This is a genomic window from Pseudoalteromonas sp. BSi20311 (assembly GCF_000239875.1).
GTDB lineage: Bacteria > Pseudomonadota > Gammaproteobacteria > Enterobacterales > Alteromonadaceae > Pseudoalteromonas.
Genome location: NZ_BADU01000084.1, coordinates 17,141 through 40,082, shown reverse-complemented (window position 1 = coordinate 40,082; position 22,942 = coordinate 17,141). Strand labels below are relative to the sequence as shown.

The following is a 22,942-nucleotide window of genomic DNA, read 5'->3' as shown; positions in this document are numbered from 1 at the left end:
TTACACATTTTTACAATTGAATAGATAAGTAACACAAATAACAGCTGAGTTATTTAAGCAACACCCATAAAAAAAGCAGCCAATGAACTTTCATTGGCTGCTCTTAAGCTATGTTGGCTGTCATTATTCGTTGTCAGTATTAACTCTAGAGACTAGTAATTGCTCAATACGAATTCCTTCCACGTCCACAACTTCAAATTTAAAACCTGCAAATAAAACAAACTCTGCGCGTTTAGGAATATGTTTCATGGTATAGATTAAATATCCGGCCACGGTTTCATAATGATTTTGATCAGGAAATTCATCAATTTCAAGTACCTTCGCCAGCTCAACAATCGGGGTTAAGCCATCTACTAACCAAGAACTCGCGTCGCGCTCAATAATTAACTCTTCACTTTGATGAGTAATTAAATCGCCCATAAAACCTTTCATTAAATCTTTAACCGTAACAATCCCAACCACCAAAGCATACTCATTAACTACCACCGCAAAAGGATGTACAGCGGTTTTAAACGCATTTAACGCTTCAGATAAACTCAATGTTTCGGGCAAGAAAAAAATATCTTTATCAAGCATGTCATCGTTAATATTTGCCGCCTCACCTTTGAGTACTTGGCGTAAAATATCTTTAGACTCAACAGAGCCAATTAACTTATCAAGATTGCCTTTGCACACTAAAAAGTGATTGTGCGGGTGATCTATAATTTTATTTGCTATATCGTCGCTAGATTCATCAATGTCAAAATAAACAATTTGCTCACGCGGTGACATAACGCTTGATAAAAAACGCGCTTCTAAATCAAATACATTTCCTATTAAATCATACTCTTGTTGCTGTAAACTGCCATATTCAGCACCAGCATCCATCATCGCAACAATATCTTCAGTGGTCACAATATCTTCACGTTCACTGGGCACTTTAAACACCCGTAAAACAATATTGGTTAAGCCATTAAAAAATAGTACCAGTGGCGTGAGCGCAAAAGTAACCCAGCGCATAATTGTCACCACTCTCACCGCAACGGCCTCAGGTAAAATCATCGCTAAACGCTTTGGTAGTAAATCGGCAAATAAAATAAATAACGAGGTAATAATTAAAAACGATAATACAAAGCTAATTTGTCCAAGTAATGGACCTTGATAAAACAGCTGTAGTATTTCTTGCATATAAGGAGACAATGCTTGCTCGCCAACAATCCCGCCTAATATCGCAATCGCATTGAGCGTAATTTGGATCATGGCGAAAAAAGCCCCAGGCTGCTCTTGTAGCTTTAAAACCGCCAAAGCGTTAACATTGCCCTCGTCCGCCATTACTCTTAACTTAATTTTGCGTGAAGCGGCAATCGAAATTTCTGACATCGCAAATAACGCACTCATCAAGATTAATAACGCAATCCCGATTAAATCACCCATTTATAACTCCAAAATAATCGCTTTTACAAGCAAATGCAGCTGGATTATAGACGCTTTTATAGACAGGGCAATTGATATTTAAATAATATTAATAACTAATAAAAATCAAAAGCTTAATATTTATAGTTTAGACTCATATGAAGAAAAAGCTACGCCAAGTTGTTGCTTTACGTTATCGGGGAGGTTTTTATTACAGGCAAAATATAAAGGGGCTTGATGGGCATTGATTGGCATTAGTAATTCGAGTTGTAATTTATTTAATAAATGAGATTGTTCATGGTTTATTCGCTGCGCTGGTATAACCACTAAATCAATACTCGAACTTCGTGTTTGGATTATCTTAAAAATATTATCAAAACTACTAAACAGCATTAAATTTTCGTTTTCTTTAAAGCCTTTTGAAAGTAAGTAATGATGGCTGTAGTTATCTTTTAAAACCGCAATACGGTATTGCTTTGCCTGCTCTAAATTAGTTAAGGAAATACCTTTGCTTTTAAGGGAGTAAAAATTAGTGTCAAATTGGGCAAGCTTAGCAAACCAAATAAAATTATGTTCCCGCTCAGGCGAACGAGAAATAGAAAATATACAGGTTTGGGGATCTCTCAGTGCAATATTGTAAGCCATACTCCAATCGTTTACAGAAATTGAATAATCAATACCTACGCTATCAAGCACTAATCGGACTTTATCGGCAGCATCACCTACTAAATTGTTATTCGCGTCCAGATACTGCGCAGGCGCAAAGTTCTCTGTTACAACAGTAAGTTTAGCCACACAATGATGGCTTACAATGAACAATAATACACAATACCACTTAGTCACAATAACCCACTATATAAAATTTAAGATGTTACTTTTTTGATAAAAGCAAATTTAATATAGCGGATTATTTACAAATAGCCAATTTTGACCTTTAGGATTAACGATTCATTGCTGCAATTAAGAATGCTGAAATTTTAGCGCCTTCTCTAAGCGTCGTCTCTGAGCTTGATTGACCCACTAATGAGCTGTCGGTAAACGGCGCGATTTCCATCATATCTGCACCGGTTATTGGAAACTCATCGGCAATAGCTGACAAAATATCAAGCGCATGCTGTGGTGTTAATCCATTTTCTTCAGGCGTACCTGTTGCAGAGGCAAATTGAGCATCTAGTGCGTCAATATCAAAGCTTACATACACTTCATCAACCTTGTCGGCCTTTAATTGCGCGATTGTATCGGCAGCAACAGCGGCTGCGCCACGCTCAATAATTTCAGCAGCCCAGTGCTGTTTAACGCCAAAGGTACTTTCCCAATGTGATTTAGGCTTACCACTTGAGCGAATACCAAATTGAATTAAATGATGTGGCGCGGGTAAAAATTCTAAAATATGGGTACACCAAGAGCCAAAACATAAATCGATGCCTAAACGCTCAACCAATAAATCGGTGTGGGCGTCAAAATGAATAATAGCCGTACGTTTACCTTGCTCGCGTTTGGCTTTTAAATACGCTTTTGTTAACGGGTAACTAATAGAATGATCGCCACCAATGCCAAAAATGCCTTTATCTTGGAATGTTGCATAAAAGCTGTCACATACATCTTCGGTAATAGACAGTGGACTTACGAAATGATCGTTATTGTCATTGCCATAAAGCGCTTTTTGGCAATTGGTAATTGTTGCTTCGTTTAAGTATTTATCGTGTAATAAATGCGGTATTACGCGCACATCACCTAAGTCAAATGAACGACACTGTGTTTGTTGGTCAATTAAAGCTGAACGTAAAAATAAAGGCCCCCAATTTGCACCGCGTAAAATACCACCACCACAATCAGAGCTGATCCCAAGCATAACCGCTTTGTGGGGTGAGTTAGGTAATTCATTTAGCGAGTCACGCCATAAAACATCGACATCTTCAGTTTGACCATATAATTTATTTCTGAGTGCTGCTTTGCGTTCTTTTGCCGTATTAACCGTGAATACACCGTCGCCAGGTGCACATAAACAGTGTTCAACTTTATTTTTAAATGCTTGAAATTGTGTGCTCATTGTAAACCCTTTTTCAATCTGAATATCTTGTCTATTATTGAGTAGTTATGCAAAACGACGAACGCTGAATAAATTAAAAATTAATTGTCTGTGGTTATAAAAATCACTGAACGTTGTGTTTTGCGAGGTTAGGTCAGCGGCAAAACAATACAAAACCTACTAACTAACCTTCTGAATATAAACAATTTAAAATTTAGCTAACAACTCTTTTAGCTAGCTACTGGTTTGCTCTGAGGTATGAATATAGTGTCTGAGCAAACAAGTCAACTGGCTCATTTTGTTAGTAATTTTAGCCATTGATTGAATATTCAGAGTTGATGAATAAATCAATACGGACATCCGTCCTGTACTTCATTTAGGTTTCTCGTAATCATGTTAAATTGACAACAACTCTTATTAAAAAGGCTTAGTTATGGAAAAGGTATTTCACTTAGGACTGTGTATTGATGATTTAAAAGGTGCAAAACTGGCTATTGTTCCAGGGGATCCAGATCGTGCAGCACGCATTTCACAGTTCTTAGATAATCCAACCTGCCTTGCTCAAACGCGTGAGTTTCACATTTATTTAGGCCAATTAAACGGCCACTCAGTGGTTGTATGTTCAACCGGTATCGGCGGCCCTTCAACGTCAATTGCGGTTGAAGAACTGGCTCAACTTGGCGTACGTAGCTTTCTTCGCATTGGCACAACAGGCGCGATTCAGCCGCACATTAACGAAGGCGATATTTTAATTAGCCAAGCCTCAGTTCGTTTAGATGGCGCGAGTCAGCATTTTGCACCGCTGTGCTACCCTGCTGTTTCTGATTTTTTTGCCACTCAAGCGATGGTAAAAGCCTGTGAAAACCTAAACATCGATTTTCATATCGGTATCACCGCTTCAAGCGATACCTTCTACCCAGGACAAGAGCGTTACGATACGCATTCTGGTTATGTTCCTAAGTCATTACAGGGTAGCTGTGAAGAATGGCAAAAACTAGGCGTGATGAACTACGAAATGGAATCGGCTACTTTATTTACTATGTGTGCCGCTCTTGGCCTACAAGCAGCCTGTGTTGCAGGTGTATTAGTAAATAGAACACGTCAAGAAATTCCTAACGTAGACCACGGCGAGATTGAGAAAAAATCGGTTGCCGTGGTACTTGAAGCCGCTAAAGTGTTACTTGGCTAATGTTGCGCTAATAACCTCAAGTGTTGGCAAGCCAGTAAAGCTTGCTAACACAGTTTTTGCCACCCCTGATTGGTTTTCATGACCAGCCGTTTCTAACAGCGTAACTGATTTTATTGTTTGCTTATCAAAGCTCAGTCCTGCTAAAAACAGCTGACTCACGGCACTTTGTAATGGCGATAAACTCGGGCTATACGCTGCATTTTCAGCATAGCTGCCATAAAAGTCACCGTTTTCAAATGTACTTATTTTAACTGCACTGTAATTTTGGCTGTAAGGCACATAAGCCGCTAAAGCATAGCTCATCAGCTTTTCATCAAGTTGTTTGTTTTCAAAGCAATTAGTTTGCTCTGCTGGGTTAAATAAGCTGTGCTCATTGCCTAAATCGGTTGGTCCAAATGAATGAGGTAATAACTCTGCCAATTTAAAGTTTTGTGCTGGCAGTAAAATATCAAGCTCTTTCGCATCAGCGAGTTCATTCATAAATTGACGACAGTACCCACATGGGACATCACTAATCGCTATTTTAAGAATTTTTTTACCGCCATTTAACCAGGCATTATTAATTGCAGATTGCTCACCGTGCACCACTAAACTAAGTGCTTGATGGTCAAACTCAGCGTTAGCGCCAAAGTAAAAAGTGGTGTTTCCTTGTGAATCGAGCCCTTTTACAATTGCGCCGACATGAAATTTGGAAATAGGTGCAACCGAAAACTCTGAAGCCATAGGCACTAAGCCTTGTAATAAAATATCTTCGCTAACATTAAGCTCGGTGCAAAGCGCTTTAATATCGCTTGAATATAAAATACCGCGTTGAGTTTTTAATTGACTGCGTAGAGCTTGCGTTTGCGCTACGTTTAAAGAAATGTGTGAATTGCTAAGTGCTGTATTATGTTGCACTTTAAAAGTTGCTGAAGCCATAATAGTTTTTATTTGTTCAATGGCTAAGTAGTGTAAAAGGTTGGCAAACTAAATACCAGCCTATTCAACGTAAAAAAAGGGAACACGTCGCGTGTTCCCTCTAAAACTAATTTAGTTTTGGATTAACCTGTATTACGCATACCCGCTGCAATACCGGTCATAGTGATCATCAAGGCATTGTCTATATCATTTTCATTGCCTTTATCATCGCCACGAGAACGACGTAATAACTCAACTTGTAATACATTAAGCGGGTCGGTGTATGGGTTTCTAAGCCCAATAGACTCTTTGATCCAAGGCTGATCAGCCAATAAGCTTTTTTGTGGGCTTAATGATTGCACTAACGTCATCGCCTCACCAAGTTCCTCTCGCAAGGCAACACCTAAAGGCTTATACATCTCTTCCACCAGCGCATTATCGTAATGCTCACTCAACCAGCTATCCGCTTTACTAAATACCATTTCTAGCATTTCTAAACGTGCTCTAAAGAACGGCCATTGCAAACTCATTTCACTTAAGGTTTCAATCCCATATTTTTCAAGCGCGGCTTTAAGTCCACTTAATGCACCTAACCATGCAGGTAACATTAACCGGTTTTGACTCCACGCAAAAATCCATGGAATAGCACGTAAGCTCTCAACCCCTCCATTTGGATTTCGTTTTGCAGGCCTTGAGCCTAACGGTAATTTTGACAGTTCCAATTCAGGTGTCGCCATTCTAAAGTAAGGCACAAAGTTTTCATCGTGGCGCACCACATTGCGGTAATGCTGGCACGACACATCACTAATTAATGCCATCACTTCGCGCCATTCATCTTTGGGCTCTGGCGGTGGTAATAAGTTACTTTGCAGCACCGCCCCCGCGTATATGTTTAAGCTTTGCAATGCCACATTGGGTAAGCCAAATTTAAAGCGGATCATTTCGCCTTGCTCTGTCACCCTCAGGCCCCCTTTGAGTGATCCCGGTGGCTGCGAATGCAAGGCTTGCGCTGCAGGTGCACCGCCTCGACCAACCGTTCCACCACGACCATGAAATAAAACCAGCTCAATACCGCGTTCATCCGCCAGTTGCACTAATTTGTCCATTGCCTCATATTGTGCCCAGCCAGCAGCCATCATACCGGCATCTTTGGCTGAGTCTGAATAACCAATCATCACATTTTGAGTATTTTTAATATGACCTCGGTACCACTCATTATTAAGCAATGTAGTAATAACATTATGACCATCATTTAAATCATCTAAGGTCTCAAATAATGGCGCCACAGGGAGCTCAAAACCGCAGCCTGACTCTTTAAGTAATAGCTGCACCGCTAAAATATCAGAAGCGGTTCGGGCCATAGAAATAATATATAAACCAAAGGTTTTTGCATCTTGCTGTGCAATAACATCAAAGGTGTCGAGCACCTCTTGTACATCAGGGCTAGGTTGCCAATGCTTAGGAATAAGCGGGCGACGAGAGTTAAGCTCAGCGAGCAAAAAGGCCTGTTTATCTTGCTCTTGCCATTGATTATAGTCACCAATACCTAAGTAACGAGTTAGTTCAGAAAATACATCACTGTGCCTTGACGAATCTTGGCGCACATCCAGTTTTGCCAAACGCAGTCCAAAGCTATTTACTCGGTGGATCATATCCAGTAATAAACCATCGGCCACCACTTGCATATTGCATTTTAATAATGAACGATAACATGCCTCAATAGGGTGTTTAATTTGGTTGATATCGGTGATTAAATCTTGCGACTCAGTGCGCTTATTTTTGATTTTAGCGCTTAAATGCATCACCGTTTCTGCAACTTGATTTTTAACTTCTTTCAAAACAGCCCGGTACGGTTCAAACTCTTGCCCTGCCAGCTTAATAAGCTCATCGCTGGCATCCGACATTGAAAGTTCAGCACAGAGTGTTTCTAAATCACGCTGGTATAAATCCAATGCCATCCAACGGCCATGATCGAGCACTTGCTTGGTTACTTCGGCGGTTACAAACGGATTACCATCACGGTCTCCGCCCATCCATGAAGTAAATTCAATCGGGCTGTAATCTGCAGGCAATTCTAAGCTTAAATGCTGTTTTACATGCTGGCTAAACTCACGTAAAAAACGAGGCACCGCTTCCCACAAACTGTTTTCAATAACTGCATAGCCCCATTTAGCTTCATCGACAGGGCTTGGGCGTGAACGACGAATATCGTCAGTATGCCATGCTTGGCTAATTAACTGCGCAATACGGTTTAATATTGCTTCGCGTTCTTGCGCAAGGTTGTCGGTACGCTCAAGCGACGCTAAACAATCGCTAAGCTCAACGTGTTTATTAATAATAGTACGGCGAGTCACCTCGGTTGGGTGTGCTGTAAGTACTAAGTTTATGTGGAGTTTTGAGAGGGTATCGGCTAAATGGTTATGATTAAGCTGACCTTGTTCGGCTTTTGCTGCTAACGTTTTTAATGTTTGAGTGAGAGGATTTAGTTGGCAAAAACCAACATCATTAAAACGTGATACGGTATGAAACTGCTCTGCAACATTCGCTAAGTTTAAAAAATGATTAAATGAACGGGCAACCGGTAAAAGCTCTTCATCACTAAGCGCATGCAGTACATCTATAAGCGCTTTACGATCGGCTTCATTGCCACTGCGAGATGATTTTGATAAAGCCCTAATTTCTTCTACTTTATCTAAAATATCTTGTCCTTGAGCATCTTTAATAGTTTGTCCTAATAATTGCCCAAGTAAATTTACATTACCTCGCAAGGCGGCATATTGTTCACTCATTTTTAGCTCTCCTTTGTTTCTTTGAGACCTATTAATATCATTATGTTTACTTATTTAATAGATCCATTTGCACCGGCATGTCGTAAAAAAGCATATGTAAAATAAACACAAAGCGATGACATGATCATTTTTTACGATGGTAATTGCCCCCTTTGCAATGCAGAGATGCAGCATTTAAAACGTGCCGATGTTGATCATAAAGTTACACTAGAAGATTTAAATGCTGATGACTTTAGTGAGCGTTTTCCCGCAATCGATAAGCAACACGCCATGAATATACTGCACGCCCAAACTGATAATGGGCAGATAATTTTCGGCTTAGACGTGACTTATCAAGCTTGGCGTACTGTTGGCAAATACCCTTGGCTTAAAATTATTCGTTTGCCCGTCATTCGTTTTTTTGCCGATCATGCTTATACTTTCTTTGCTAAGTACCGTCATCACATTAGCCGTTTTTTAATGCCTAATGCACAGTGCAATTCAGGTCAATGCAATATCAAAACCAAAGGTGGAAAATGAAAACAGTGATTTTATTTGGCGCCAGTAGCGCCATTGCTCAATCTTACGTTAATCACTTAAGCCAACAAGCAACACAATTTAATATCATTTGTGTTAGCTCATCGAATATTAATCACAGTGATAAAAGTGTAACCTATTTTCATAGCGACTATTCAGCGCAAAGCTTGAGTGAGCTTACAGACTCGCTAAAGTCTCAGCAGGTTGAGCTTGCTCAGGTGATTATATTTAATGGCCAACTACACAATGGCCAACATATGCCTGAAAAAAAACTCGAGGACATCAATAGTGATTATTTTATGCAGCTTATGCACTCTAATACGCTTGTCCCCCTGCTGTGCTTACAAAGCATAATGCCATTACTTAACCACAAAGTTCATTGCACAATTACCGCTTTAAGTGCTCGTGTAGGTAGTATTAACGACAATAAATTGGGTGGTTGGTATACCTACCGCGCATCAAAATCAGCACTTAATATGCTATTTAAAACAGCTGCCATTGAGCTTGCTCGTCGTGCTAAAAACACTAAACTAGTCTTATTTCACCCAGGTACCACAGATACTGAGCTATCTAAGCCATTTCAAAAAAATGTGCCTGCCGATAAACTATTTACCCCTGAGTTTGTTGCCCAACAATTATTCAAATTTACTTACGATAATCCCCAATTAGCACTTAACGGCGAACCTGCCTACCTAGATTGGCAAGGAAACACCATAAAATGGTAAGGAATCAACACATGCATTTTTCGAAAGACCGCATAGTCGCACTTGAAAAACACACACGCACGCACTTTATAAATTCGCTGTCAGGATTTAAAAGTGCCAACCTAATTGGCACGCAAGATGAACAAGGCAATACCAATTTAGCCATAGTTAGTTCGGTTATTCATTTGGGCGCACACCCGCCGTTAGTAGGCATGATAATGCGCCCGCACAGTGTACCAAGGCATACATTCGAAAATATTTTAGAAACGGGCGTTTATACTATAAACCAAGTAAATAGTGATATTTACCAACAGGCGCACCAAACTTCTGCCCGCTATAGCAAAGACGAGTGCGAATTTGATGCAACCAACTTGACTAAAGAATACTTAAACGAGTTTAACGCCCCCTTTGTTGCGCAAAGTCGACTCAAATACGCGGTAAAATTTGTTGAGAACCAACATTTAGCGGTCAATGGTACCGAATTGGTTATTGGTGAAATAATGGATGTGTATGTAGATGAATCAGCACTCCAAAGTGATGGCTTTTTAGACTTACAAGCCATCGACACAGTTGCAGTAACCGGATTAGATAGTTACCACACGGCAAATAAGCTCACTCGCTTACCCTACGCGAAAAAATAGCCCTAGGTTATCAAGTCCTTCACAGTAAGTGACTTGATAACTCATGCCCAGTTTTTGAGTTCCTTGTTCGCCAATCGCAATTAATTTGAAATTAAACTATTAAACCTACACACTATGAAAAATTTTGTAGGAGAAATATATGACCACAGTCGGTATTGGTACTCACACACCCGAGCAAGCACTTGCTAGTTTAAGTAATATGACCCACTCAGTAACGCCAATTCAGGCCGATGAGTATTTAGCGCGTATGGCCAAAGCGCAAGCCTATATGCAAGCGAATAACATTAATGCCATTTATTTAAACGCAGGTACCAACTTAACGTATTTCACCGGAATGAAATGGTATGCCAGTGAACGACTTGTTGGCGCTATTTTACCTGCCGTAGGTGATGTGCAATACATTGCTCCACATTTTGAAATTGGCTCTTTAAATGGCTTTAAGGTTATTGATGGCCCAATACACGGCTGGCAAGAGCATGAAAACCCGTTTGAGCTATGTGTCAAAGTGCTTAAGCAGCTTAATATTAGCGACACCGCTACCGTTGGTATTGATGAAAGCGCACAGTTTTTCATTTTTGATGGTATCAATAAAGCCAGTTCAGGGTTAAAGCTAGTTAACGCACAACCTGTAACCGCGCATTGTCGAATGCATAAATCAGCTAATGAATTAGCATTAATGCAATGTGCCATGGATATGACTTTAGCGGTTCATCAGGCTACAGCGAGCATGCTTTATGAAGGAATTAGCACCGTAGAAGTCGAAGAATTTATAAAAAAAGCCCATCAAAAAGTAGGTGCACCGGGCAATTACTTCTGTATTGTATTGTTTGGCCTGGCCACCTCATTCCCACATGGTGTAAAAGACCCACAAATTTTGAAAAAAGGCGACATGGTACTTATCGATACTGGATGTAAAGTGCACGATTACCTTTCTGATATTACGCGTACTTATGTATTTGGTGAAGCAACCAGCCGCCAACGCCTATTTTGGGATTTTGAAAAAGCGGCACAGTTAGCAGCTTTCAATCAAGCAGCCCTTGGCGAAACCTGTGAATCGGTTGATCAAGCCGCTCGCAGCTACTTAGCAGCACAAGATTTAGGGCCTGAGTATCAAACACCAGGTTGCCCACACCGTACAGGCCATGGTATTGGCTTAGACATTCACGAATGGCCATACCTAGTTGGCGGTGATAAAACCCCGCTTGCCACAGGCATGTGTTTTAGTAACGAACCTATGCTGGTTATTCCAGATGAGTTTGGGGTTAGATTAGAAGATCACTTTTACATGACAGATGACGGCCCGCGCTGGTTTACCCAGCCAAGTTACAGCATTGACGACCCGTTTGGCTTAAACAGCTAATATGTAAAAAGAGCAGCACCTTCGCTGCTCTTTTTGTGTTCAGTGATTGATAATGTAGACTTCATCCCAATATCCATTGTTATTACTAAGCAATCCTTCAAGGATCCCTATGAAAAACTTAAAAATTGATATCGTCTCAGACGTAATGTGCCCATGGTGTATTATCGGTTACAAGAACCTAGAAACCGCATTGACCGAGCTAAAAGAAGAAATGAGTGCGGATATTACATGGCACCCTTTTGAGCTTAATCCAGATATGCCACTTGAAGGACAAGACTTAAACGAGCATTTGCAGCAAAAATACAGCTTAACCGAAGAAGAAAGCGCGCGAAATCGTCAAAATATGGCGGATGCGGGTGAACGAGCTGGCTTTACCTTTAATTTTGACGGTAAACGCATCATGATCAACAGCTTTGATCTACACCGCTTGCTAATGTGGGCTCGTGAAGAAGGCAAGCAAACTGAGTTAAAATTGGCGTTTTTTGAAGCACACTTCACCGATTTAAAATATTTAAATCAAGAAGATGCATTACTAGATGTGGTAGAAAAAGTCGGCCTTAACAAAGACACAGCCCGCGATATTTTACACTCAGATAAATACGTACAAGCGGTTCGCGAAGAGCAAAATAACTTTAAGCAAATGGGTATTACTTCAGTGCCTACTTTTATTATAAATGATAAGTATGCTCTTACTGGTGGGCAGCCGAGTGAGTCATTTATTCAAGCACTTAAGCAAATAAGTGAAGAAGAGGCTCAGCAATAAAAACCCTACTTTAAAAGTAGTAATTAGTTATTCAATTTGAATACAAGCCGTTTTTTAAGGTGGTTATCTTTCTCAATATACCCATAAAATTGCTCATATAGCGCATTAAGCTCGCCTTTTTGCGCTAATTTATCAAGGCCTTTTTGTAATAACTCAATAATGTGTTTATTTTCTTTGTTAGAATAAAAATAATACTGACTAGTGTATTGCAGCATTATGTTTGGTTCGATCACAAAGTCGTATTGTGAATATTTGTTTATTTCGGCTTGAATTGCCGTAACTGAGCGAGGGAAGTAATCTCCTAAGCCTTCATCTAACGCTTTGAGCATTCCAAAGTAATCAAGCTCTCCATTAACAGTTAATCCATTTTTCTTTAACACATAATAATCAGACCAACTTTGCTGCTGAAGCGCGATCAGCGGTTTAAGTTGTTCTAAGCTATTTATTTTTTCAAAGTCGGCTAAGCGGTCTTTTTTAATCATCAGGAGACGCTTCGCATGAAGGCCTCGGTAAATTGGATAACTTGTATGTAAAAGGTTATTTGTTTGAGATTCTGCCAAGCTTAACCAAGCTAGAGTTATCTCTGAATTCTTGTTCAAACTTTCTAAAATACGCTTATTATTCATTGGCTTATCTGTATAAGAAAAGCTTAACGTAGTCCCCACTTCTGCAAAAGCTTTTTTTAATAAGGTTGTGATATAGCTATTTTTTTGGGTAAATGGTGCATTTGGCTTTGCCAGTACAAGCACTATATCTTCTTGTGCACTATAAGCATTATTAATTGAACTAAAAAGCAATCCCAATAAAATTAAAATACGACTGAAAAATAAGCATAGCTTCATTCTTAGCTCCTACTATCGAATGGACTAACAACGCCGTTTTTAAATAAATCCCATATAAAAATGAGCGGTTCAATGACAAACATTGTAGCAGACAAATTAAATTGCAGTATAACTACTAATAAAGGGGTTGTATTTTAAGGCTAAATGAGGTTATTTAAGTACGATAAAGCACCTTAATAACATGCCAGCCAAATTTTGTTTTTACTAAATGCGGTTCTAAAATTGCGCCGCTAAAAGCGATTTTATCAAACTGCGGTACCATTTGGCCGCGTCTAAACTCACCTAAATCTCCGCCCTTTTTGCCCGACGGGCATGACGAATACTTTTTAGCTAAGGTTTGAAACTTTGCGCCTTTGCCTAATTGCTTAATGATATCTTCTGCAATTTCTTTGTGTTTCACTAAAATATGCAGTGCGTGCGCTGTATTTGCCATGAAAAAGCCCTTAAAACCTATTTACTAGTAATCTAACGCCGCGATTTTAGCACAGCCTTAGTGATCGAGCACTTGCTAAAAGTGTGGCTATAAGTAGTGATCTTTATCTTTTTGATGAGGAATTCGACAGTATTGGTATTTGCCAAATAATGTATAACGGTTTTTAGCTACTTTGTTATAAAACCAATCTGTCACTTTTCGCGGTAATAACTTAAATACGCTAAGCAACTTCCACGGATACCCTAATTGGCTGAATATACGAAAAACGGCTTGGCTTCGGGTATAGGGTTTTTGTCCTTCTATATATACCATCGAAGTAAAATCGGTGGTCGAAAAACCAAATTGAGCAAGTAATGCTTGCCCTGCTGGCGATTGCACGCTGCACAATTTAAATTTTATGCTAGGATCGTGAGCTATAACAAAATTGCACCATGCACTACACAGCTTACATTGCGCATCGAATAAAATAATTCTTTGGTTTTGCATTATTGCTGCACTGGTTTTTTTTGTAATTTACGCTGCAGTGTCCGCCTATGCATATTTAGCTGCCTTGCAGTCATTGATACATTACCGCTATTACTGTGTAAAACATGCTGAATATGCTCCCACTCTAGACGCTCGGGCGACATAACCCCTTCAGAAATTTCGGTTACTGTCGTACTTACCAGCTCTACCTTAAGTGCTTTTAATAAACTTGCCATATCAACTGGTTTGGTCAAATAGTCATTAGCGCCTAAGCGCATCGCCTCAACCGCCGTTGCTATACTTGCAAAGCCAGTCAGCAATACAATATGAGCATGTGTGAGTAAATGGCGCAGCGGTGCAATCAGCGTTAGTCCATTCTCATCAGCCAGCTTCATATCTAATAAAATACAGTCAGGCTGTTGCTGGCGAGCCTTTAGAAGTGCATCAGTGTGATTATGTGCGATCTCGCAATTAAACCCGTATTTAGTTAACCGCCGCGCCAACGTCGCTGCTAAATTGATATCATCCTCAATAATAAGTAGCTTCATGCTTTTGTCTCTGCTGTTAATAGTGGCAAAGTTACTTTTGCAACCGCCCCGCCTTCGGGGTGATTATATACCGTCAACGAGCCGTTTAACCGCTCAAAGGTGGCGTTTGATAACATAACCGCTATTCCCATGCCTTGCTCGCTCGGCATGAGCTGCCCACCTAATTCAGCTAATTGCGAGGGTGAAAAACCAGCGCCAAAGTCCCGAACAACGAAAGCAATACTTTGTACATCCGGCTGTTGCCAACTCAATTCTAATTGCATTTGAGCGTGTTTTTGATTAGCAATAACCGCATTTTGTAATAAATTTAAAATTGCAGGAAACAGCATAGCATCACTTTGTAAAGTGGCTTCGGGTGCCTCATTAAGCCAAATTATTTGCTGATCTGGGTAGTGTAATAATAGGGTATCATTCAACTTTACTTGCAGCTGCTTAGACTCAATCGGTACTTGAGTTTGTTTATTACGAAGCTGCACTGAGAGCATTCTAAAATCATCCAGCTGAGTGCGACACTGCGACAGCGGTATTCGCATTTGCTGAATGACATCATTATTGGGATGCTCTTCTAAAAGTTCTTCAAACAATAATTGTAAATTAGCAATCGGTGTTGCTAATTGATGAGTAATTTGCGCCGCTGCGCCATCGAGGATAACCAGTTGTTCACTGCGCAGCTGTTTTTCTCTAACCTTCGAAATAGTTCGCTCACGCTGCTGTAAAGCACGGTTCATAGCCCCTATAACTAAGGCTATCACACAGGCACTTAGAACAAAATTAACCCACATACTAATAAAATGACCGCTCATATTTATTTGGTGCATACTGTGTTCGGGCATTTTAATTAATAATAAACTGTAGGCGGCAATGGCCAACACAGCAATATAGGCAAGCCCTCGAGCACCCAATGTTATTGCGGCTATCATAATAGGTAGTAATAGTAACGACACAAATGCGTTAGTTGCGCCACCGCTTAAAGACAACAAAATAGTTAAAAAAAGCACGTCTGCGGTCAGTTGCATCAACATACCAGCGGGCTTTGCTTGGTTTACCTGTCGGTAGGCAAAGACACTGGCTAACTGAAAAACCGCCTCAACAGCAATAACCCCTAACAGCGGCATAAGTGCAATTTGGTGATCTAGTAAAAAATAAACACTGAGTACCGCAATAAGCTGGACAACAATGGCACCACTGCGCAGCATTAATAATCGGCTAATAGCCGGGTCGGTTTTTATTAACACAATAAGGTTCACCTGTTTGAATATACACTGCTTTGTTATCCATTATAAATAATGCTTTTTACAGTAATGATTCCATAATATGCGCCTCATATTAGCTGCTCACTCAGCCGCACTCAAGCATATATAGTCAACAAAGCGTTCGTATTCTAATATGTGTATAAGGCCTATGAGCTATCGTGTAAAACACACACAATCATTAAAATCATTTGATTAACACAATAAAAACAAGCCACTTACCTTTAAACAAAAATGCAGCAAATAGTCCGTAAAATAGCAGTAATTACTATGCAAACCATGCTATAAACTAGTGTTAACAGCTAATTTTTGTTATAACGTATTCATTAGACGAACACGTCATACCACTTTTAAGAGAACACACTATGCCTTACGCACATATCACTGGTTGGGGTAAATGCATTCCACCAGCCAGCATCAGCAACGACGAAATAAGTGAAATTGTAGATACCACCGATGAGTGGATCACCACACGTACCGGTATTAAGTCTCGCAGAGTTAGCCATGTTAGTACTGCCGAGCTTGCCAGTGTTGCTGCAAAGCACGCCATTGCATGTGCAGGCATAGATGCAAAAGATATCGATTTAGTTATTTTAGCAACATGCACACCGTCAACTGTAGTGGCAAACACCGCCTCATTAGTACAAAAAAATATAGGTGCCACAGGCGCTGCAGCCATGGACACTAACGCAGCATGTTCTGGTTTTTTATATGCTTTACAAGCTGCGACAGCGCAAATACAGGCTGGGATGATCAAAAAAGCCGTAGTTATTGCCGCTGAACGCATGACGTGGTACGTAAACTGGGCACGACGCGACAGTGCCGTTTTATTTGGTGATGGTGCCGGTGCCGTTGTGCTTGAAGCAGCAGAAACACCTGCTGGATTACTAGGGACTAAAACCGGCTGTGACAGCGAAGATCGTGATATTTTACACATTACTAATTTCGGCAGTGATTTAAATAAGTATGAGCCAATTGGTCCATCGGATCTTTTATTTGAAGGCCGTGAAATATTTAAACGTGCCGTTAAAGGCATGAGTGAAGCCTGTGACGATGTGCTTGAACAAGCTAATCTCAAGTTAGACGATATCGATGTACTCGTTCCTCATCAAGCTAATTTACGCATTATTCAAGCAATTCAACACCGTTTAAAGGTTGAAGACAGCAAAGTAATGGTGAACATTGGCGAATACGGTAATACCTCTGCTGCAACGATTGCCATTGCGCTGTGTGAGGCCGTTGAGCAAGGTTTAATTAAGCCGCATGCCAATATTATGTCGGCTGCATTTGGAGCAGGCCTAACGTGGGCGGCAAGCTATATCAAATGGGGCGAGCGAGTAACACCCATTGCTGTTAGCGATGCTAAACTTCCACCGTGTGATAAAACAGGTTTAGAGCTTGTTGCACCAGCTGTAAAAGCCTGTAAAGACGCAGAGCCTAGCTAAAAGCTAATATTACACCAAGCAAATATGTATTTATAAACAGCGCACTGCTTTCAGTGCGCTTTTTGCTTTTTAAGGAAAATTTATATGCAGCTATTAGGCATTCATCATGTAGCCATTATTTGCAGTAATTACCCTCGCTCTAAACATTTTTATAGTGAAATATTAAAACTTACAATTATCAATGAGCATTATCGAGCAGAGCGAAAGTCTTATAAGCTCGATTTAGCTTTACCAGATGGTAGTCAGTTAGAATTATTTTCGTTTAAAGATGCGCCAAGTAGACCAAGCTATCCCGAAGCACAAGGACTTAGACATTTAGCATTTAAGGTTAGTAGTGTAGAAAACAGTAAAACGTACTTAGAGTCGCATGGAATCGACGTAGAAGAAATAAGAGAAGATGAAATAACCGGCAAAAAATTCACCTTTTTTGCCGATCCAGATGGTTTACCCCTTGAGTTATATGCGCTTTAACATCAAATAACTCAAGGCAAGATATGTTTGATTTAGTTAACCCTAGTTAGGTTAGTTAAATCGATTTTGTAGGTAAGTAAATACTGCACGAACACCCAGAGCTTCACCACCTGCTGGGCGCCCTGGTAATGCTCGTAAGTTCCATGCCATTACATCAAAGTGAACCCATGGTGTATTTGGCTCTACAAACTCTTTCAAATAAAGCGCAGCAGTAATTGCACCACCAAATGGCGTACTTGAACAGTTAGTCATATCAGCCACATCGCTTTTCAAAAATGGTCTGTATTGCTCAAATAACGGTAATTGCCATACAGGGTCATTAACTTGCATCCCCGAGTCCATAATCGCATTAGCTACATCACGTTCCGTTGAGAAAAAGCCTGGCAGTTCTGTCCCTAAAGCAACACGGCACGCACCAGTTAAGGTAGCAAAGTCAATGATTAATTCAGGATCATCGTTTTGTGCTTCGCTTAACGCATCACACAGTACTAGTCGCCCTTCTGCATCAGTATTATCTATTTCAACCATAATACCTTTACGAGTTTTTACTACATCGCCAGGGCGAAATGCATTACGCGAAACAGCATTTTCAACCGCAGGGACTAACACGCGAAGGCGTATTGGTAAGTTAGCAGCCATAATTAATTGAGCCAAGGCAATAACGTGCGCTGCCCCGCCCATGTCTTTTTTCATGTTGCGCATGCCTGAACTTGGTTTTAAATCCAGCCCACCTGAGTCAAAACATACACCTTTACCTACTAATGTAATCTGTGGCGCATCAACCGCCCCCCACTTTAAATCGAGTAACCGTGGTTTGTTTTCACTTGCACGTCCTACCATATGAATAGTTGGGTAATTTTGCTCTAATAACTCATCGCCTACCCATTGGGTAAACTCACCGTCAAATGTATCAGCTAAATCGCTCATTACCTGTGATAAGTGCTGCGGCATCATATCCGCAGCGGGGGTATTTACTAAGTCACGGGCAAGATTAATTGCATCAGCCTGTTGTTTTACTTGTTCGTATAATGTTTTATCAGCAATGCCAAGCTGAGCTTTCGCTGTGGCTTTTTGCTTGTACTCACTGAACTCATAACCACCTAACACAAAACCTAAAGCAAGTTGAGAAACTAAAGATTTATCGCCTTGAATTTGATAGCAGCCTTTAGGTAATTTACTTGCGAGATCGCCTGCGGCCCAAAAATCATCGGCTCGCTGCATAATGCAAAATACGTGGCTTAATTCACCGGTTTCTGCGTTTGGTATTAACGCCAGTCCAGACTTTTCAAAATCGGTATTTACAAGCCACTGCTGCACAAAGCTTGGTTGCTGAGTAAGCCAGTCTGTTAATTCATTTTTAACAATAAAAGATAGAGGAATTCCTGAAGAGGTATGACGAAGTAAAGCACTCATTAATGACTCACATAATAGAAAATGATGCCTTAGCATAACAATAAGCACTGTTAAAAGGTATAGCTAATTATGTTCTACTAGCTCACTTCTTTTCGGGGGGGGTTGAGTCTTGCTCTTGGTTTTGTTGAGCAATTTGTTGATCAATTTCTTTAATAGGCTTATTCATACTAAAAGAACTCGGCAATACATCAACGCCCACTAACTGCCCTAGTTTAACAACCAATGGAATAGTTAATGGTGCAAACGGTAATAACGCAAACACGCCTAGCCCCAATCCTTTTAATATATCAACAAACTGCTCGTTGGCGCGTTTTAGCTCTGCTTTGTTTGTTTGCCCTTGCGTATAACGCCTGTAGGTTATTAGCATCTCTTTGGTTTCTTGCCTTTCTTGAGCTAGAGCTATTTTAAGCGCGACCATAGCACGACGAAAGCGTAGTTGTTGTCGCTTTTTACTTATTTTAGCAACCCGCCAGGGCGCACGATGAATAACTTTATATAATCGCATAGTGGGTATTTTCACACAGCACTCTAAGTTCACAAAGAATAATTTACACGCTTTAGCCAATCATTTATTCTAAGGGTCCTTTTTTCCACTTTTGTAATAAAAAATGCAAAAAATCATCCCTAGTACTAAACCCGAAAGACCAAAATCTGATGAATGCTGTGGCGGCGGAAGCTGCTGCCCTTGCGTGTGGGATGAATATAAAGAAAAGCTGGCTGCATGGAAAAAACACCATGGTGAAAATATCAACAGTAAATCAATTTAATTCAATAATAGAAAATAACTAAAATAGCTTATTTAAATAGTTATTATGTATCAATGCCTGCTTTTACTGCCTTTTCTCGCTCTAGTTATGATTAACCCCGCGTTGTTTTTAGATAAACCATTTGTTTCAACTTGTTAAATACTAGTTAATTAGCCATTGCCCTCTTTAGCTTTTTTATCTATAGTCTATTTCGAGGACTCACAGGAGGTGCGCTTAATTAATTAAGCTTTTAGGAGTGAGTTAGCAATATTTGCTCCCCATTGAATGTGAAATGTCCACAATAATAAGTCAGTAAATAGACTATACAAATCAATTCTAACTGGGGATATTTAGAATGAAATTAAAAAGCAATGCGCTTCAACAGGCGATCAAATTTGCTCTAGCAACAACAGCCGCAGGCTTATTTGTTTCTGGTTCAGCAATTGCTCAAGAAGAGCAAACCGAAGTTAAAGTAAACAAAAATGTAGAAAAAATTGCCGTAGTTGGTACGCGCTCTGCGCCTCGCTCTATTGGTGATTCACCTGTACCTATCGATATTATCGGTGGCGAAGAGCTTAGCAAATCAGGTAATACTGATATGTTAGAGCTATTAAAAGGGGCTATTCCTTCTTTAAACGTTCACTCAATGCCAATTAGTGATGCTGCATCATTAGTTCGCCCTGCAAATTTACGCGGATTACCTTCAGACAGTACACTCATTCTATTAAACGGTAAACGCCGTCACCGCGCATCTGTTATTGCCTTTTTAGGTGGTGGTATAAACGATGGTGCTCAAGGTGCCGATATTTCAGTTATTCCAAGTATTGCACTAAAACAAGTAGAAGTACTGCGTGATGGTGCTGCTGCACAATATGGTTCTGATGCAATTGCTGGGGTTTTAAACTTCCAGCTTAAAGATGCCTCAGAAGGCGGATCGTTCGAAGTTCGTAAAGGTCAATATTACGAAGGCGACGGCGATACAACCCAAATTTCAGGTAATGTGGGCTTACCATTTACCGATAGCGGTTTTGCAAATTTAAGTTTTCAGTACAAAACAGCCGATGCGACCAGCCGTTCAGTACAAAGAGCCGATGCCACAGCACTTGATGCTGCAGGCGTTCCAGACATTGCTCCGTTCACCCAAGTATGGGGTGCACCAGAGGTTGATGACGACATCTCTATCTTTGGTAATGTTGGTTTAGAGCTAACTAATGACTCACAATTTTATATGTTTGGTAACTATTCTGAGCGTGATGTACGTGGTGGTTTTTATTACCGTAACCCACATACTCGCCCTGGTGCATACTCAAACGATGGTGGCGAAACACTCCTTGTTGGTGATTTAACCGGCGATATGAGCGGTAATTGTCCAACAATCATGATTGATGACAACGTTCTTGATAACCCTGACTACATTAATGGTGTAGCAAACAACCCTGATTGTTTCGCATTTAACGAAATGCTTCCGGGCGGTTTTACACCAAACTTTGGTGGTAATATCACAGATACGTCACTCACTATTGGTACTAAAGGTGAGTTTACTGGCGGCTTTTTAGAAGGCGCTTACTATGATTTAAGCGGTACTGTAGGTTACAACGAATCTCGCTACTTTATATACGACACAATCAATGCATCGTTGGGTCCAGATAGCCCGCGTGATTTTAGCCCAGGTAAATATGAACAATTAGAGAAAAACTTTAATTTTGATATTTCAAAGGGTTTTGACTTTGACTTAGCTTACGATGTAAACATTGCCGGTGGTTTAGAGTGGCATGAAGAAACCTTTACCGTGGTATCAGGCGATGAAGCTTCGTTTATAGCTGGCCCACTAACTGATCAAGGTTTTGGTATTGGTTCTAACGGTTTCCCTGGATTTAAACCATCAGATGCAGGCGAATACGACCGTCGAAACTATGCAGCTTACATTGATATTGAGGCGCCATTCACTGAAGAGTTCTTAATGGGCTTAGCGCTTCGCTACGAAGATTACGATACCTTTGGTTCAACCACTAACTATAAGTTAATGGGTCAATACCACCTTACTGATGATCTGAATATTCGTGGTTCAATTAGTACTGGTTTCCGTGCACCTACCGTAGGCCAAGCGAATGTTAGTAACGTACAAACTAACTTAAGCAGCGGTGTATTAGTAGACTCAGCCTTGTTACCACCTACAAACCCAATTGCTATTCAATTAGGCGGTACTGAACTTGAGCCTGAAGAATCACAAAGCTACACCTTTGGCGCGGTATACACCATTGGCGATTTATTCTTAACAGTTGATTACTACAACATCCAAGTAGATGATCGTATTAGCCAATCAGATAAAATCGAACTTAGCCAAGCAGATAAAGACACCCTTGAAGCTGCGGGCGTACCTAACGTACAAAACCTAGCGCAAGTTAGTTTCTTTACCAATGACTTTGACACCACAACGCAAGGTGTTGACTTAGTTGCTAACTACTCAGCTGAATTGTTCAGTGGTAGCTCGACATTTAGCTTAGCTTACAACTGGAATGAAACAGAAGTAACACGTTCAAGTGATATTACCGGTGCGTTTAAAGTAAGTCGTCTTGAAAATGACTTACCTAATCACCGTGCAACACTGAGCTGGGCACAACAATGGGAAAGCTTTTCAGCATTTTCTCGCCTTAATTACTTTGGTGAGTACCAAGGCGTTCACGTAGATTATGATGAAACGGCTAAAATGGCTGACGCAGCTGTGACGTTAGATGTTGAAGTAACTTACTTCATGAATGACTCAATTAGTTTCTCAGTCGGTGCACAAAACCTACTGGATCAAGAAGCAGAAAAACTTGATTTCTCCGTAGCACCAAATAACAACTGGGGTGGTAAGTACTACGAAACATCTCCATACGGGATTAATGGTGGCTTTTACTACGCTAAAGCAACCTATACTTTCTAAAATGTGTTAATGATAATCAAAGGCGAAATGTGTAATGCATTTCGCCTTTTTATTGCCCTTTATAAACCCATTTAAAATGACTTTTACACTCGCATTTTTTGTGGCTTTGGGGTTATATTAAAT

The 22,942-nt window shown here is 40.3% G+C and carries 22 protein-coding genes; 10 read left to right on the top strand and 12 right to left on the bottom strand.

Going from position 1 to position 22,942, the window contains the following annotated elements:
- Nucleotides 1-123: 123 nt before the first annotated feature.
- The 3 genes from P20311_RS09900 to P20311_RS09890 all read right to left on the bottom strand — a co-directional run bounded on the left by P20311_RS09900 (nucleotide 124) and on the right by P20311_RS09890 (nucleotide 3,442).
- Nucleotides 124-1,413: a hemolysin family protein gene (locus tag P20311_RS09900; protein ID WP_008112325.1), complete on the bottom strand. Its 1,290-nt coding sequence runs from the start codon at nucleotides 1,411-1,413 to the stop codon at nucleotides 124-126.
- A gap of 120 nt (nucleotides 1,414-1,533) precedes the next feature.
- On the bottom strand, nucleotides 1,534-2,235 hold the full coding sequence (locus tag P20311_RS09895; protein ID WP_036985048.1) for an ABC transporter substrate-binding protein: 702 nt from the start codon (nucleotides 2,233-2,235) through the stop codon (nucleotides 1,534-1,536).
- 97 nt (nucleotides 2,236-2,332) lie between these two features.
- Entirely contained in the window at nucleotides 2,333-3,442 is a 1,110-nt protein-coding gene (locus P20311_RS09890) for an arginase family protein (protein ID WP_008112323.1), read from the bottom strand.
- 412 nt (nucleotides 3,443-3,854) lie between these two features.
- Between P20311_RS09890 and udp the strand changes: the two genes are divergently transcribed.
- Nucleotides 3,855-4,610: a uridine phosphorylase gene (udp, locus tag P20311_RS09885; RefSeq protein WP_008112319.1), complete on the top strand. Its 756-nt coding sequence runs from the start codon at nucleotides 3,855-3,857 to the stop codon at nucleotides 4,608-4,610.
- On the opposite strand, the gene cdd is transcribed toward udp, so the two are convergent.
- Both cdd and ppc read right to left on the bottom strand, forming a co-directional pair.
- The gene (cdd, locus tag P20311_RS09880) at nucleotides 4,599-5,528 is read right to left on the bottom strand and encodes a cytidine deaminase (RefSeq protein WP_008112317.1); all 930 of its coding nucleotides are present in this window, start codon (nucleotides 5,526-5,528) and stop codon (nucleotides 4,599-4,601) included. The genes udp and cdd overlap by 12 nt on opposite strands.
- A gap of 122 nt (nucleotides 5,529-5,650) precedes the next feature.
- The gene (ppc, locus tag P20311_RS09875; protein WP_008112315.1) at nucleotides 5,651-8,296 is read right to left on the bottom strand and encodes a phosphoenolpyruvate carboxylase; all 2,646 of its coding nucleotides are present in this window, start codon (nucleotides 8,294-8,296) and stop codon (nucleotides 5,651-5,653) included.
- A gap of 120 nt (nucleotides 8,297-8,416) precedes the next feature.
- Here ppc and P20311_RS09870 point away from each other — a divergent pair, with 120 nt between their 5' ends.
- The 5 genes from P20311_RS09870 to P20311_RS09850 all read left to right on the top strand — a co-directional run bounded on the left by P20311_RS09870 (nucleotide 8,417) and on the right by P20311_RS09850 (nucleotide 12,280).
- A complete protein-coding gene (locus P20311_RS09870) occupies nucleotides 8,417-8,815 on the top strand; it encodes a thiol-disulfide oxidoreductase DCC family protein (RefSeq protein ID WP_008112313.1) in 399 nt (132 codons plus the stop codon).
- Entirely contained in the window at nucleotides 8,812-9,537 is a 726-nt protein-coding gene (locus P20311_RS09865; RefSeq protein ID WP_008112312.1) for an SDR family NAD(P)-dependent oxidoreductase, read from the top strand. Before P20311_RS09870 ends, P20311_RS09865 begins: the two co-directional genes overlap by 4 nt.
- Before the next feature lie 11 nt (nucleotides 9,538-9,548).
- The gene (locus tag P20311_RS09860; RefSeq protein WP_008112310.1) at nucleotides 9,549-10,157 is read left to right on the top strand and encodes a flavin reductase family protein; all 609 of its coding nucleotides are present in this window, start codon (nucleotides 9,549-9,551) and stop codon (nucleotides 10,155-10,157) included.
- A gap of 139 nt (nucleotides 10,158-10,296) precedes the next feature.
- Nucleotides 10,297-11,517, top strand: coding sequence for a Xaa-Pro peptidase family protein (locus P20311_RS09855; RefSeq protein WP_008112308.1), 1,221 nt, complete (start codon nucleotides 10,297-10,299; stop codon nucleotides 11,515-11,517).
- A 109-nt stretch (nucleotides 11,518-11,626) separates the two neighbouring features.
- Nucleotides 11,627-12,280 carry a DsbA family oxidoreductase gene (locus tag P20311_RS09850; RefSeq protein WP_008112307.1) on the top strand — a complete coding sequence of 218 codons (654 nt, stop codon included), beginning with the start codon at nucleotides 11,627-11,629 and terminating at the stop codon, nucleotides 12,278-12,280.
- A 23-nt stretch (nucleotides 12,281-12,303) separates the two neighbouring features.
- Here the strand turns inward: P20311_RS09850 and P20311_RS09845 are convergent, their stop codons facing one another.
- The 5 genes from P20311_RS09845 to P20311_RS09825 form a co-directional block, all read right to left on the bottom strand.
- Nucleotides 12,304-13,122 carry an ABC transporter substrate-binding protein gene (locus P20311_RS09845; RefSeq protein WP_008112305.1) on the bottom strand — a complete coding sequence of 273 codons (819 nt, stop codon included), beginning with the start codon at nucleotides 13,120-13,122 and terminating at the stop codon, nucleotides 12,304-12,306.
- Nucleotides 13,123-13,276: 154 nt separating this feature from the next.
- A complete protein-coding gene (ppiC, locus tag P20311_RS09840; protein WP_008112303.1) occupies nucleotides 13,277-13,555 on the bottom strand; it encodes a peptidylprolyl isomerase PpiC in 279 nt (92 codons plus the stop codon).
- An 87-nt stretch (nucleotides 13,556-13,642) separates the two neighbouring features.
- Complete coding sequence (locus tag P20311_RS09835; RefSeq protein WP_008112301.1) at nucleotides 13,643-14,041, bottom strand: thiol-disulfide oxidoreductase DCC family protein; 399 nt, start codon at nucleotides 14,039-14,041, stop codon at nucleotides 13,643-13,645.
- Entirely contained in the window at nucleotides 14,041-14,568 is a 528-nt protein-coding gene (locus P20311_RS09830; RefSeq protein ID WP_008112299.1) for a response regulator transcription factor, read from the bottom strand. The genes P20311_RS09835 and P20311_RS09830 overlap by 1 nt, the downstream gene beginning before the upstream one ends.
- Entirely contained in the window at nucleotides 14,565-15,803 is a 1,239-nt protein-coding gene (locus P20311_RS09825; RefSeq protein WP_008112298.1) for an ATP-binding protein, read from the bottom strand. The genes P20311_RS09830 and P20311_RS09825 overlap by 4 nt, the downstream gene beginning before the upstream one ends.
- 380 nt (nucleotides 15,804-16,183) lie before the next feature.
- Here P20311_RS09825 and P20311_RS09820 point away from each other — a divergent pair, with 380 nt between their 5' ends.
- Nucleotides 16,184-17,263, top strand: a complete 1,080-nt coding sequence (locus P20311_RS09820; protein ID WP_008112297.1) for a ketoacyl-ACP synthase III — start codon at nucleotides 16,184-16,186, stop codon at nucleotides 17,261-17,263.
- Nucleotides 17,264-17,347: 84 nt separating this feature from the next.
- Complete coding sequence (locus tag P20311_RS09815; protein WP_008112295.1) at nucleotides 17,348-17,734, top strand: VOC family protein; 387 nt, start codon at nucleotides 17,348-17,350, stop codon at nucleotides 17,732-17,734.
- A 51-nt stretch (nucleotides 17,735-17,785) separates the two neighbouring features.
- Here P20311_RS09815 and P20311_RS09810 read toward each other — a convergent pair whose 3' ends face one another.
- Together P20311_RS09810 and P20311_RS09805 are read right to left on the bottom strand one after the other, a co-directional pair.
- Nucleotides 17,786-19,147 (bottom strand): M17 family metallopeptidase, encoded by a 1,362-nt coding sequence (locus tag P20311_RS09810; RefSeq protein WP_008112294.1) that lies wholly within the window; start codon nucleotides 19,145-19,147, stop codon nucleotides 17,786-17,788.
- 82 nt (nucleotides 19,148-19,229) lie between these two features.
- The gene (locus tag P20311_RS09805; RefSeq protein ID WP_008112292.1) at nucleotides 19,230-19,652 is read right to left on the bottom strand and encodes a hypothetical protein; all 423 of its coding nucleotides are present in this window, start codon (nucleotides 19,650-19,652) and stop codon (nucleotides 19,230-19,232) included.
- 103 nt (nucleotides 19,653-19,755) lie between these two features.
- Here P20311_RS09805 and P20311_RS18695 point away from each other — a divergent pair, with 103 nt between their 5' ends.
- Both P20311_RS18695 and P20311_RS09800 read left to right on the top strand, forming a co-directional pair.
- The gene (locus P20311_RS18695) at nucleotides 19,756-19,914 is read left to right on the top strand and encodes an oxidoreductase-like domain-containing protein (protein ID WP_008112290.1); all 159 of its coding nucleotides are present in this window, start codon (nucleotides 19,756-19,758) and stop codon (nucleotides 19,912-19,914) included.
- A 334-nt stretch (nucleotides 19,915-20,248) separates the two neighbouring features.
- A complete protein-coding gene (locus P20311_RS09800) occupies nucleotides 20,249-22,819 on the top strand; it encodes a TonB-dependent siderophore receptor (protein ID WP_008112288.1) in 2,571 nt (856 codons plus the stop codon).
- The last annotated feature ends 123 nt before the right edge of the window (nucleotides 22,820-22,942 follow it).